The organism is Micromonospora sp. NPDC050686 (assembly GCF_040654475.1).
Taxonomy (GTDB): domain Bacteria; phylum Actinomycetota; class Actinomycetes; order Mycobacteriales; family Micromonosporaceae; genus Micromonospora.
In genome coordinates this window covers 1-13960 of the sequence record NZ_JBFAID010000036.1, presented here as the reverse complement: position 1 = coordinate 13960, position 13960 = coordinate 1, and the positions used below count along the sequence as shown (strand labels likewise).

The 13960-nt window shown below is 67.8% G+C and carries 7 protein-coding genes; 5 read left to right on the top strand and 2 right to left on the bottom strand.

Translation table 11 applies throughout. The annotated features are described in order from the left end of the window. The first annotated feature begins 710 nt into the window (after positions 1–710). The 4 genes from AB0H57_RS21580 to AB0H57_RS21565 all read left to right on the top strand — a co-directional run bounded on the left by AB0H57_RS21580 (position 711) and on the right by AB0H57_RS21565 (position 6599). Positions 711–1064 (top strand): acyl carrier protein, encoded by a 354-nt coding sequence (locus AB0H57_RS21580; RefSeq protein WP_357509079.1) that lies wholly within the window; start codon positions 711–713, stop codon positions 1062–1064. 229 nt (positions 1065–1293) lie between these two features. Continuing rightward, a complete protein-coding gene (locus AB0H57_RS21575; RefSeq protein WP_357509077.1) occupies positions 1294–3222 on the top strand; it encodes a condensation domain-containing protein in 1929 nt (642 codons plus the stop codon). A 1068-nt stretch (positions 3223–4290) separates the two neighbouring features. Next, positions 4291–5358 (top strand): glycosyltransferase family 4 protein, encoded by a 1068-nt coding sequence (locus AB0H57_RS21570; protein ID WP_357509075.1) that lies wholly within the window; start codon positions 4291–4293, stop codon positions 5356–5358. Continuing rightward, positions 5355–6599: an MFS transporter gene (locus AB0H57_RS21565; RefSeq protein WP_357509073.1), complete on the top strand. Its 1245-nt coding sequence runs from the start codon at positions 5355–5357 to the stop codon at positions 6597–6599. The genes AB0H57_RS21570 and AB0H57_RS21565 overlap by 4 nt, the downstream gene beginning before the upstream one ends. Positions 6600–6730: 131 nt before the next feature. Here the strand turns inward: AB0H57_RS21565 and AB0H57_RS21560 are convergent, their stop codons facing one another. Together AB0H57_RS21560 and AB0H57_RS21555 are read right to left on the bottom strand one after the other, a co-directional pair. Further along, positions 6731–8527 carry a helicase-associated domain-containing protein gene (locus tag AB0H57_RS21560; RefSeq protein WP_357509071.1) on the bottom strand — a complete coding sequence of 599 codons (1797 nt, stop codon included), beginning with the start codon at positions 8525–8527 and terminating at the stop codon, positions 6731–6733. Between the two features lie 375 nt (positions 8528–8902). Further along, positions 8903–10834, bottom strand: coding sequence for an Hsp70 family protein (locus AB0H57_RS21555; protein WP_357509069.1), 1932 nt, complete (start codon positions 10832–10834; stop codon positions 8903–8905). 272 nt (positions 10835–11106) lie between these two features. Here AB0H57_RS21555 and AB0H57_RS21550 point away from each other — a divergent pair, with 272 nt between their 5' ends. Continuing rightward, positions 11107–13734, top strand: coding sequence for a transcriptional regulator (locus tag AB0H57_RS21550; RefSeq protein ID WP_357509067.1), 2628 nt, complete (start codon positions 11107–11109; stop codon positions 13732–13734). Positions 13735–13960: the final 226 nt, after the last annotated feature.

Here is a 13960-nt window from a genome sequence, read left to right as displayed (position 1 = left end):
ACCCGGGCCACGCATGCTCAGATAGATCTTGCCTGGCTGGGGATACGTGGGCTGCTTAGCCCGGGGGCTTCCGAGCGGCAGTTCGCCTATGCGCCGCCGCCAGGCGCGGCGCTAGGTGCGCAGCAGCAACTGCGCGGCGGTCAGCCGTATGGTGCAGGCCTTGGCTCGGGCAAGCTCGGGCAGCCGGGGTTCGGCCGCCCCCTTACCCGGATGGTCCGATGCGACATCGTGAGGGTTCTCGGCCCAGTCCAGGCCGACTCCCAGCTCCGCAACCTTCCTTCACCCCGACGATCTAGGTCAGTGGGGGCGCCGCGCCATGTTGATGGACCAGTCCTTGCAGGACGACAGCCTCGAAGGCGTCCAACCTTCCACCGGCCACACCGACGACGCCGTCTCATCTCAGTCCTCCCGCAAGCCACGCCACTGTTCCGCGGGGGTCCCGATGACGAAAGAGGATCAGACCTCAGTCGCTCGGCGAGCGGTTCGTCGGCCACTTCGGCGGCCCCCTTGCGCGGCTACACCGAGGACTACCCGCTGGAGCGGGTGTACCGCGACGCCGGCTCGCCCGCATCACCGGTGGCACCGACCAGATGCTGCGAACGGTCATCTGCGCGCGCACCTCGACGTGCGGGATCTCGCCGCGTCCGTAACGCTGAGGAGATCACCGAACGGCACGTAGCTGTCCAATCGAGTATCCGCGAGAAGGGACGATGGTGGACTCCATTGCAACTGCCCAGATCCGTGCAGATCAGGTTCCGGCTTTGATACATCAGGTGGTGCGCCGGATCTCCCCTCTGGACCCGCGGGCAGTGGGGGATACGCTCCGCCTGTCCGAGGACTTGGGCTACGACTCGCTCGCGCTCGCCGAACTCAGCTTCACCCTGGAGGACCTGTTCGGGCTGAGCACCCTGACGCCGGACCGAGTCCTGACGATCGACGAAGTGCGCGACGTCGTCTCCCTCATCGAGCAGGCCCTCGCAGACGACCGCGCTCACCTGCCTGCCCGGTCGGACGTTGAAAAGCTGTTCAAGCGCAACCGCGCCGTTTCACTTCCGCCGGGATGAGTCCGACCGACTATTGGCGTGTCCAGAAAGTCGGACGATGGGAAGGCGTGCGCGACGATGACAAGAGTGGCGAACCGGAAGCCCTCGGACACCGACGGCTTGTCGAGCAGGATCCCGCTGCTCACCAGGGGGTCCTGGCGCACTATTTGGTGGCGCCCTTCTTATCGGCAGCATCTTGAGTTGCTTCTTAACGTCGGAAGTGCCCACAACGAGCGACCGGGGAAATGAGATGGAAGGTCAACTGAAAGTCATTCCACTAACACATAGCCAGGCAGAGTATTGGCGGGACTTTGTCGAGGCGCCGGCGGATGTGGCTCGCTTGGCAAACCTGGCACGAGTAGTGCCCGTTCCCGAAACTGCCGACGTTGGCCAGATCGCGGACGCGCTGAGGCTATTGGTGGCGCGTCATGAGGGCGTCCGCACCAGGATATCGTTCAATGAAGAGCGCGAGTCGGTCCAAGTTGTTCATCCTCCGTTCGACCCTCCAATGCCGTCGAGTGAAATGCGCCACGACACGACGGAAGGCTTGGACGAGGTCGTGAAAACGGCCACAGCGCAGCGATTCTCCAGAGATCGAGACTGGCCACTAAGGGTAACTCTTGTCACGTATCAGGGACGACTGCGGCACGTCTTGCTTATCATGCATCACCTATTTGTTGGACTGCGCGGACTTGACGCTCTTGTTGCGGACTTCAAAACTTGCCTCCGCGCCGTACGTGGCGAGATCGTGGCTGATTCTCTTCCAAAGCCGAACCAACCGGCTGATCGCACATGGCGGGAGGTGTCGCCCTCCGGTCGCAACACGGCTAAACGGTCAGCGCTTCACCAGAAGGAGTTGTTGAAGCGGTTGCCCAACGTGTCTTTCCCGTACCACCGGACCGCCGGTTCGGGCGAGGTGTGGACCGTGATGTTGTCACCCGCCCTGGCATTGGCGGCTCGTATTGTAGGGCGCAATCTTCACCTTTCTTCGACAGCGGTTACACTCGGCGCATTGAGTATGATGATGAGTGCTTACACGGATCATGTCTTGGGCGTGGAGGTTATCAACGATAAAGGGCCACTCCAAAGTGCGCGACCGCTCGTAGACTACAGCTTGGCCAAATCGCATCTGATAATTGAGCCGAGCGACGTCGCGACAGCCTCCGAAGCAATGATCGGTTGCCGTCGGAAGCTTCTGAAAGGGCTGGTGCACGCAAATTACAATCCATACACATTCTTGGAGTCCCGGGCGGAGGTATTTCGTCATCGTCGTACGAAAATCCGGCCAGAGATCATTTTTAACTGCCTCTTGAACAGGCTCGACAAAATCGATTTTCCAGATCGACCGACGGTGACGCCCGCAGAACTGTTGGACCGCACCATACTGCATCCAATCGAACCTGATGAACATCCGACGAAGGGGGACTTTCGAGTCAATCTCGGTGTGGCGACCGATTTCCACACGTGGGAACCTGTCAGTGTTGACGGCTACCCTATAATGCGCCTGTCGGTGCGGGTAGACGCTGACATGATGGGCGCCGGCGACGTTAGGAGGCTGCTGCTCGGCATCGAGCAAATGATTTGCCGACTCGCGCTTGGCAAGGACACGACGCGGGCTGACGTTGTGGAAACCGCCCGCGTTCTCGGATGGCCGCGACAGGCAGACTGGGAATATCTTGACGACGGCAGGTGGGTGGATCTCGTTAGCACGCAACATATGCTTCTATCCCATCCCGCAGTCACCTCGGCGCGCTTGCTGGTCGAGACGAGGAACTCGCCACAATTGGTCGCAAGGGTTGAAGCCGACCCAGCAGGCCTGGACGTGGAAGCGTTACGTATCTATTGCCTTAGTCGACTCGACGTCCCCGGCGTTGTGGCACCAGATGTTTTCGTCATCAGCCCCTCGGCTCGCGGTTCGGGCGGGGGTCAGGTATCCCAAGGCGGCGACCAGAATCTAGCCGCCAGGGATGCGCTGGCGAGAGAGATCGCGGTTGTGAATGCCCTCGAGTTCGTGGATCCGGAACTTGACTATGTTGCCGCTGGCGGCCGCGCTCAAGTCGTTCCGGCGATGCAATTGCGCCTTGCCGCTTCTGGATGGCGTGGACTGAGCTATATCGACTTGTTTAGCCCGAAGCCGATCCGTGATGTGGCCACCCGATTGCAGAGGTTGAAGGGCTGAGGTCTACCTGTTACTCCAGCCGGGGATTGCTGTGTCACTGCGTACATGGGCAACTGCTGGTCGCGGGACGATGAGGTCGTGGAGCGGCGGGCGGCTCTGCGCGATGCACGGACCCGCCCCTCGGGCAGGACGCGCCGCGCATCACCTTGCCGTCAACAGCGATGACCCGCCGCGCGACCGGCGGCACATTGGTAGTCAAGAGCCCAGCCAGGCGGCCAGGACCGCCGTCAACGTCTCGGCGTCGACGCTGACCAGCAGCCGCCACAGCGTCGTCAGCGCCGATACCGGACCGACGAACCCGAGCCTGCCCAGGCTGGCGGATCGAGATCGTCGGCCTAGTCGGCGTTCGCGGCGAACGTGGAAGCCCTGGCCATCACCGCACACACCGTGACCGCGAGCACACTTGCCCAGGGGGATACCGGACCCCTCGCGGGTCACGCGGGTCAGGAACCCGCGCCAGAGCCGTCAACAGGCCATATGCCTCACCGCCAGCCGGCCGGGTGGCCGGGGCGCGCGGGCGTGCCGACGGATCACGTCGAACAGCGACGATGACATGCGCGGGTGTGGTCCTTATCGGGGTTATGTCGTCTCAGCAACTCCATGTCCAGCGACGGACCGCACCTGTCCTTCGTAACCTCCACTCAGGCCGTCGACACCGCATACGCCTAGGTCAGAAAGCTCTCAGGCGACTACGCGACGCCCCTCACCCACGCCGGTCTGACCTCGAACCCGACTCAACCTGACCATTCACGATCTGTAGCAGTTGAACGGGCCGGCCAACATTGACAGCCGCCACGCCTGCGGCTTGACTGAACGTCAGTCCCTACTCCCTTCTCCATTCGGAGGAAGCGATGCGTGGACGTGTGGCTCCGAGGATTGGATCCGCTTCTCGCCGTAGCAATTCCCGTGTCCGGATCGCTCGTGCTGCCCGGCGGTGGCGCCGTCGCTCAAATGCAACCGCAGAGCCCGATTTCGCGAGCTCAATACTGTCTACTTCCCAGCCGTTTCGGAACACTACTTGAAATACGCTGACCGCCGACTGCTGATCCTGAGGACTTGAGGTTGTCGATGAAGATCGCGATTCTCGCACCGTTGAGCAACCCCGTGCCGCCCGAGCTCTATGGCGGGACCGAACGGGTCGTGAGTACATTGACAGAAGAACTGGTGCGACGGGGACACGACGTAACGCTTTTTGCCAGCGGCGACAGCCGCACCGCGGCACGGCTGGTGCCGATGTGCGAGAAGGCGCTCTGGAAGGTCGCCGATCAGGGTGCGGACCGCCTGGCCCGGACCGGGATGTTGGCTATGTTGAGCGACGTGTACCGCCGGGCCGACGAGTTCGACGTGATCCACGCGCACATCGACGAGGAGTACGCCCTGGCGTTCGCGCGGCTCTCCCGTACGCCGACCGTGCTGACCCTGCACGGCCGGCTGGACATCAACCCGCACCCGTGGGAGTGCGAACGGCTCCAGGTCGCGTCACTGGTGAGCGTCAGCATGGCTCAGCGTCTGCCGCTGCGCCATCTCGACCTGCCCTGGGTTGGTGTTGTCCACAACGGAATCCAAATCGAGAGATACCCCTTCTTTCCCGAGCCGGGGGAGTACCTCGCGTTCGTCGGCCGGATCACCCCAGACAAGCGGCCCGACCTGGCGGTAGAGGTAGCCCGCGCAACCGGCATGCCGCTCAAGGTGGGTGCCGCCGTCCACTCCGTCGACACCGACTACTGGCGGGACGAGATCCGGCCGCTGCTTCGCGCCAACGACGTCGAGTTCCTCGGCGAGATCAACGACGACGAGAAGGCGGAGCTCTTCGGTGGGGCACTGGCCACCCTCTTTCCCAGCGACTGGCCGGAACCGTTCGGCATGGTCATGCCGGAAAGCATGGCCACCGGCACGCCGGTGATCGCGCTTGACCGTGGCGCCGCACGTGAGGTCATCGAGCCCGGCGTGAGCGGCTTCATCTGCCGGGACGGTGCCGAGATGATCCGGGCGGTGGGCGAGGTTGGCCAGCTCGACCGCGCACTCTGCCGCAAGCAGGCCGCACGCTTCACGGCGCAGCGTCTCGCCGAGGACTACGAGAAGATCTACTCGGCGGCCGTGGCGACCACCCGCGTCCCGGCGGCCGCCGTCCCGTGACACTTCGATTCCTACGTAGCAATCCGGCATACAGTCGGCTGTGGCTGGGACAGACACTGTCCACCTTCGGCGACACCCTTTACGACGTCGCGGTGGTGTGGTTTTTCGTGAGCACCACCGGCTCCGCGATGGCAGCCAGCGGAGTGGCCATCGGCGCGATGGTTGGTGCGCTCGCCGGCGGCCTTGTTGCGGGTGCCGCGCTCGACTTGTACCACCCCCGGCACGTCATGCTGATCAGCGATGCCGCCCGGTTCCTGGGTACGCTCGCGGTCGGGCTCGCCTTGCTCGGCGGCCACGCCTCGGCCCACTGGGTACTGTACGCGCTGGCCGCCGCCGTCTCGTTCTGCGGCGCCTTCTTTCAACCGGCCCGGGTCTCGGCGACCCCCGCGCTGCTGTCGCGCGGGGATCTGATCCGGGCCGGCGGAATGGAGGGTCTCGGTTCGGGCCTCGCGTCGGTGCTGTCCTGGGCGGCCAGCGGTGCGATCGTGGCGTTCGTCGGGCTCCCCGGCGTCCTGCTCATCGACGCCGGAACTTTCCTGGTGTCGTTGATCCTGGTGCTGACTACCACCTGGACGAACGCACCTGGCAGCGTGCCGGCGCAGGGCGGATCCCGGTTCTCGGTCGGCGTCCGCTGGCTCCTGCGCGATGCGCTCACCAGGCGCCTCATCGCGGTCGAGACGGTGCACGCCCTCTTCAGCGGCCTGCTCTACGCAGCGCTTCCGCTCTACGTGCTGGCCCTCGGGGGAGACGCCGTGCTCTTCGGCCTCCAAGGCGGGTTGTCCGCGCTATCGATTCTCGTCGCGTCCATTGTGCTAACCCGCATAAACTCGCCGCGTACAGGCCGAATCTACGGTCTCGGCATCGCGGTGAACGCGGTGGGCGCCGCGTTGATGGCGGCCGCGCCGTCTGCCGCGCCGTTCCTGCTCGGTGTGCTCGTGGCCGGCCTCGGCATCCCGCTCTGGACGTCTGGGCGGCTGGTGATTATTCAGACGAGGGCGCCGGAGGCGGTGCGGGGCCGGGTGTTCGCCGTGCTGGACGGCGCCATTCATGTCGCACTGCTGCCAGCGTGGGCGGGTGGGGCCTGGCTGGCCGACACGTTCGGCCCCCGCTCGATGATGCTCGCCGTGCCGGTGGGATACGTCCTCATCCTGCTCGCGGTCCGGCACGGCGGGTTGAGCGGATACCGCATCGGACCAGCTCTGGCCCCGTCCACGTTGGCCGGCCGGACCGGCAGCGACTAATCTCTATGCCCTGGTCCAGCGGCGGGATCATCGGTGAATTGATGAATATTGGTGTGATCCGGCTGGACGGCGACGGCGTCGTAGGTGGCATCGACGCCGCGCGTACGATCAGCGTCCTGTTCTCCAGTCCGTCAGGCGCGGTGGCGGCGGGTCTTCTCGATGACGTCGCGGCCGTCGGCGTTCTGCTGGCGGGGCGCGTAGCCGGCTTTGCGTAGGGCGGCCATCGTGTCAGCCGTGGTGGCTTGGCTGGCCAGCACGGTGGGGGCGAGCAGACGCAGGTTGAGTGTGTCCAGTCGTTTGTCGGCGCAGATCTGGGCCAGCAGCGCGGTGTCGTCGCTGATCAGGGTGCTGGCCACGGGCGCGACCCGTACCGACCCGTGTTGGCGGGCGACGTCGGCGAGCAGGTAGGCCAGCGGTTGCGGCAGTCCGCCTTCGGCGATCTTCGTCAGGGCTTTGGTCAGGCGGTGCTGGGTCCAGCCTGCGTCGTACGCGCCGCGTACCGTAGCTGGGCTGAAGCGCCAGGTTGTGGCCATGCCGCGGGACTGTACGACGGCGACCGCATCGAGGAGCTCTGTCAGTGCTGGGCTCGGTGTTCCCGCCACGACCGCGGTCAGGTCGGCCTGCAGCCGGGCGGTGCGGGCGACCTCACCCAGGTCGCCGACGGCCTTGGCGATGTCCGTGCCGGCCAGCAGCGCCTGTCCGGCGGGACTGACAGCCCCCGCGCCGAGAGCACCCAAGGTTGCGGCCTCTTCCAGCATGCCGCGCACGGTTGTGGTGCCGCCGAAGGCCAGCGGCTGCCGCCACCACATCCACTGCGCTGCCTGCTCGATGTTCGTCGTCGCCCGGTCACCCAACGCCCGCAGTACGGCCATCCGGGCTTGCGCTGACCAGCTCTGGCGGTGCTCCGGAACCCACGGCCCCGTCTGCGCCGACGGCAGATAGTCCAGGTCGCGCCATGCCTTCAGCATCACCGCGAGCCGGCGGTCCAGACCGAGCTTGAGCCAGCGGTCGTACGCGGCCGTCGGGATCACGCGTTCGTCGAGGTCGGCCAGCCTGGCCTCATGGGCGACCGCCAGTAGCAGCCGCACGGTCGACATCGTCACGCCCAGCGTCTTCGCCGTCCGGGTCAGCTCGCGCACGCCGACGCCGCCGGCCTTGACCGTTGCCAGCGGCTCACGTCCAGCCCTGTCCAGCAGCGCCGACAACAGCCCGACCACGGCAATGCCCTGCGCCTGGGCGTCGCGGCGCACTGTCGGGGGATCCGGCGTATGCCAGGCAACCGGCGGCTCCTGCGGCTGGAACGGAGCCCGGTAGTCCGCTCCTCGCAAAGCGAGCGTGACCTGACCCGCCAGCTGATAGTCCTCCCAGGTCACGCGGTAGACCAGCCCGTGCTCCTCGGCCCAGTCCAGCGGATGCACCTGCCGATAGCGGTTCTGATACCGGACACGGGATGCGATGCCGCTGCCGCCGTAGCGGCGGATCTGTCCACCGTCGCGGTCAGCCTCCTCCAACACCGTCCGCGTCGCGGTGGGCATCCGCTTGACGAGAGCGTGCACGTTGTCCGTGTCGAGGAAGAACTCCGCCACCGCCTCCAGCAGGTCCGCCTTGCGGCCCTTCGTCGGCAGCCCCAGGTTGTTCGCCACCACCTTCAGATCATCGACGTTCAACACGGCGGCGAGCTGACCTGCCGACGGGCCGACACCCAGCGGACGGTCGAAGACCTCTCGCATGATGCCGTTCACCGTCAGCCGGCCCCGCAGCCGCGCGACCAGCCGCGCATCGGCGGCACGCTGCAGGTACGGCGTTGCGTCGGTGCCGATCAACGCCGACACCTCCGCCTCGGTGACCAGGCCACCCAGCGCCAGAGCCGCCTCCAACACCTGAAGGGTCGGCAGGTCAAGGCCAGCAAGCTGATCAGATGGACTCACGGCGGCGCTCCCAGGACACACGGCGATGCCCTGAATCCAACCGCACGAACCGGATCCGTGTGACGCGACCCCGCCAGTCGCCAACCTGAGCCCGGCGACCTGGCCCGCCGCGGGTGGCCCCAGCCGGGGCCGATCTTTGGCCAGCCGGATGTCGAGCGGACGGGAACGTCATACAGTCGCTCCTGCATCGAAGGGACCGTCCGGCCCCACCGCGACGAAGCGTGACGAAGCGGGTTGAGTGCGGCGACGTGCCGGCAGGCAACCGCTACTCGCCGCTACGAGGTCCACAGCAGCACCAGCAGCGAAGCCGGGAAGACGACTTCCAGAAAGGAACCGGTCAATCCCAGGCTGCGCCGCACAGGTGCAGATCAGTTCTCAGCCGATCTCGCGATCGGTAAGGCGGCGAAGGGCTGCTCCGGTCCCCGGGAAGGCGAGTCGCAGGGTCTGGGCGGTGAGGCGGATTCCCCACCAGGTGAGGGCGACGAGGTAGCCGACGATCAGGGCACTGCCGGTGTCGTAGCTGAACACGAGGGCGTAGCCGATGGCCAGGCCGGGGGCGGCGATGGCCCGGATGATGCGGCTGTGGGCGGCGGTGAAGGCGGTGGCGGTGCCGAGGAGGGCGGCGCCGAGGCTGCCGGCGAGGCCTGGCATGCCGGTCAGGTCGACCGGGATGGTGATGGTGAGTGCCGCGCGCATGAGGAAGATTCCGGCAGCGGCGATGAGCACGTGGGTGACGGCGGGACGGGTCAGGGTGAGCCAGGTGGGCAGCGCGTCGGCGGGTATCCGGGGTGCGGTGGCGGCGATGAGGGCGGCGCAGGCTGCGAGGGGGAGGGCGGCGCCGAGGGTCCATTTCAGGTACGGGGTGTAGTCGAATCCGACGGCGGTGCCGGTGGCTAGGCCGTAGAGGGCGGCGGCGATGGCCGCGCCGACGGCGGCGGCGACGTATCCGCGGCGAATGAGGCTGCCGGTGGTGGGTTCGGATGTTGGTGTGGCGGGTGTGCCGGCGAGCCAGGTGGTGGGTGCCAGGTGCGCTACGGCGAAGGCGGTGAGCATGGCCAGTGCGCCGGCGGTGCCGAGTTGCGGCAGCGAGGTGCGGGCGCCGACGACGTAGGTGTTGACGGTGGTGATGTCGGCGGTGAGGACGGCCTGCAGGAGCAGGATCAGGGAACACGCGCCGGTGAGGAGGGCACTGGTGAGGTCGCTGACCCGCAGCCGTACGCGGGGCAGCCGTGCCGCGGCGGCGCGGCGCCCGGTGTGGTGGCCGGCGGTGAGGGTCAGGGCTCCGTCGGCGAGGGCGTGGGGATGCTCGACGAGGGTGGGTGTGGTGCCGGTTGCGTGGTGGAGCTGATCCGTGAGTGCGGGGAGGGCGTGGGCTGGCCTCAGGATGACCGTGGTGAGGTGTGCGGTGTCGATGTCGGCTGCGTCGAGGAGTTCGTGGACTGCCTGGGGTACCTGATCGAGGAGGGGCTGCGCGGCGGTCGTGACGTCGTGGCGGGTGAGGACCGCGGGTTGTCGGGGTGCGGGCAGCAGGACCGGGGCCCGGTCCTGGTCGGCGAGGAGGCGTCGGGTGGTGCGCACGGATTCCAGGAGGGCGAGGCGGCCCTCCGCGTCGGCTGTCGAGGGTTGGTCGATGGCCGCGCGTAGCGGGTCGTTGTCGGCGGTTGCCGTGCGTACCAAATGTTGTGTGATGAGGTGGTCGAGGTCGGGTGTGTCGTCGAGTTGCCGGGTGGCCAGCTCGCGGTAGCCGTCGTCGGCCACGTGCAGGACGGTGAGGGTCGCCGGGTGGTGGTCCGCGTCGCAGACCAGGACGCAGGAGTTCGGTGGTGCGGGGTGGCCGAGTGTGGTGGTGTAGGCGGCGAGGGCGGCGGGTGCGCTCACGACGGTGGGAGCCGGGAGTTCCGCGCGCTTGGCCGACTCGCTGATCTGTCCGCGGCGTCGTGGTCCCCAACCGGGTGGGACGGTCACGGTGAGGTCGGTGATCGGCTGGCCGACCTGGTGTGCCGCGTGGTGAGCGATGTGCCGCAGCACGGCGGCGAGCAGGTCCACCGGGTCGGGTGGTGCCGCCTCGGCGGGTTTGCCGAGCAGGTCGATCGGGTCGTCGATGTGGTGGTGGTCGGCTGGTAGCGACGCCACAGCGGTGGTGTCGATGCCGGCGTACAGCTGACCGGCTGGGCCGATGGCGACACCTCGTGGCATGACGAGGCGACCGTCGATGAGAATCGGTACGCGCACGCCCTGCTGGTCGACGGTGACGGCGATGGCCGCCGAACTGAGGTCGATCGACGCCCTGGCGCCCCCGCTTGACATGAGGGGCAGTCTCGCCGGTGAGGGCGAGGCGTCAACCCCTGATCCGCTCCCCGTGATCCTTTGTGTGCGCATGGTGAGAATCCTTCTCGACGTGATAGCCGGGAACGTTCATCCTCGTGTATGCGAAGAGATCGGCGATCAACCGCAAGGGGAGGAAACCGGTGCCGCACAGGCCCCCGAACAGAGGTGACAGACTCGCCGAATACGGCGCACGGGCCACCGTCCACCCTCCCCACGACCCGCCCCCGCGCCGCACTCCCGTGTCCCGATCGGTGGCCGGTGCCGCTCGCGCCGCCGTCGGCGCCGGCGTCTTCCTGACCGCCGTGCCGGCGCTGCTGTGGCTCGGCGGCGGCAACCCCGTCCGACGGCTACCGGCCTGGTCCCAGATCCCCGACTGGTTCGAACGCTCCAACGGACGTCTCACCCCCGACGTGCTCATCGGCGCGGCGCTGTGGGCGATGTGGCTGCTGTGGGGTCTGTTCGCGCTGCTGCTGCTCGCCGAGATCGTCGCGGCGCTGACCCGCTGGCGCATACCGGTGCTCAGGTTGCCGGCCCCGCTGCACCGGCTCGTGTTCGGCCTGGCCGGAACCGCCGCGCTCGCCGTCACGTCCACCGGGCCCCTCGATCGGGCGGCCAACCCGGACCAGCCCGTCACGGCCACCGCCGCGACGCCCCGCATCGACATCCCTCGGCAGGCCACCGCGCGGGGACCGGCGATCATCCGCGTCGCCGATCAGCGCTACGCCTACACCGTCGAGCGACACGACACCCTGTCCAAGGTCGCCAAGGCCTGGCTCGGTGACGCCGGCCGGTGGCCGGAGATCTGCCAGCTGAACAAGCATCGCCACTTCGCCGGCGGCGGCATCCTGCGCGACTGCGACCTCATCTACCCCGGCTGGGAACTCCGCCTGCCCGCCGACGCGGGCCCGCCGCAGGCCGCCACACCGGTAACCCCACCCAAGCGTCGGCCCGCAACGCCGGCCCGGCCTACGACACCATCCCCGCCGACCAGCGGCACCCCGGAACCAGAAAGCCCCACCCTGCCGCCCACCACCCCCGACGGCACGGACGCCATCCCCAGCACAAGCCCATCGGTGGTCCCGAGCACGCCCGCCACGTCGTCGACCTCCTCCCGGCCCGCCACGCCGCCGTCGACGTCACCGAGCGCCGCCGCCACGCCCAGCCCGCCGGTCACCACCGACCAGGGAGTGCACCTGTCGGACGGCAACTGGCTGCCCTGGACGCTCGCCGCCGCGATCAGCGCCGCCGCCACGATGGTGTGGCGGCAACGCCGACGCCGCTACACCGGCCAACCCGACACCGACCCACCCGTCGAGCTGCCACCGCCGGTGGTCCAGATCCGCCGCGCCGCGTCCACCCGCAAACCCCCACCACCGGACGACACCGGCACCCCGCCGGACGTCGTGCCCGAACTCGCGTCCTGGCCGGCTGGCGGCATCGGCGTCGTCGGCGACGGCGCACACCCCGCGGCCCGCGCCGCCCTCGTCGCCGTCCTCGCCTCCGGTGGCCCGCAGCACCGCGACGCCCGCGGCGAGGTCATCATCGACGCCTCCACCCTCGTCACGCTTCTCGGCGACGGCGCACCATCCCTGCAGCCGTGGCCGCGGCTTCACATCGTCGACGGCATTGACGCCGCGCTCACCGCGATCGAGGCCCGGCTCCTGCACCGCAGCCGTCTCCTCGACGAACATGCACTGACCGACGTCGACACCCCACCCCAGCAGACCCCCGACGAACAACCGCTGCCCCCACTCGTGCTGATCACCGACGCCCCACCCGCCAACGCCTCCATCAGAGCCAGAACCGCCCTCACGCTCGGTGGCAGCCTCAACGTGACCGCCGTGCTGCTCGGCGACTGGAAACACGGCATCACCATCGACGTCGCCCCGGACGGCCACACCGCACCCGCCGCCGGCGAAGCGGCCGAGCCGATTCCGCTGCGCCTGCCCGTCCTCGACACCGGCACCGCACTGCAGATCCTCACCACCCTGCGAGAAGCGCAGACCGGGGAAGCCGACCCCCGTTCCTCAGCCTCAGCAGCGGCGCCGGCAATCCCACTGCAGGCCAGCCGAACTGACGCCGCGCCTGCCGACCGGTCCGACCCGGCCGCTACACCCGCCGAGACCGAGGCCACCGGAAGGGCACGACTGCGAGTGCTCGGACCGCCCCGCATCGACAACATCACCCACCCCGGCCGACCGCCGCGCGCCAAAGCCCTCGAACTCGCCGTATTCCTGACCTGCCACCCCGACGGCGCCACCACCCGCGACATCGGCGAATACCTCGAACCCGACGCCCGCCTCAGCCAAGCCGACCAACGCGTCCACACCAACGTCAGCAACCTCCGCCACGTGCTGGGCCGCGCCGCCAACCCCAACACCCAAAACGCCTACCTCGTCAAAAGCGCGGGCCGCTACCGGCTCGACCCGACCAGCGTCGACGTCGACGTCTGGACACTTCGTGACCTGCTGCGCACCGCCACCATCGCCACCGGACCCCGACGCCGGGAACTACTCACCGCAGCCTGCGACCTCTACACCGCGCCCCTGGCCGACGGCCACGACTACGAATGGCTGCAGCCCCATCGAGAAACCGTGCGCCGCTGGGGCACCGAAGCCCACCTGCTCCTGGCAGACGACCTCATCGACAACGACCCGCAGGCCGCCTCCGACCTGCTCGACAAGGCCATCGGACTCGACCGCTACAACGAAGCCCTCTACACCCGCGCCATGCGCGCCCGCCACGCCCTCCACGACGCCAACGGCATCCGCACCCTCCTGCACGCCCTGACCGAAGCCCTGACCGATCTCGACGCCGAACCCCAACAGGCAACCGTCGCCCTCGCGTCCCAGCTTCGGACCGACCTCGCCGACACGTGAGCAGCAGCGACGCCAGCGACACGTCCAGCGCCGGACTTACTGGGCGTTTTGATCATTCCGGCTATGTATTGCTGCTTTCGTGGGCCTGGTCGCCGAGGCGTCGGCAGGGTCGAATGATCACCATTGAGGCCCCCGGGTTCCACAGATAATTGGGTTCCTGTGACACGTCCGCCGGTCCTATCGCTGTTCAGAGCGTTGGGGCCTGGTGGGAAGTTCGAAAGTCCCT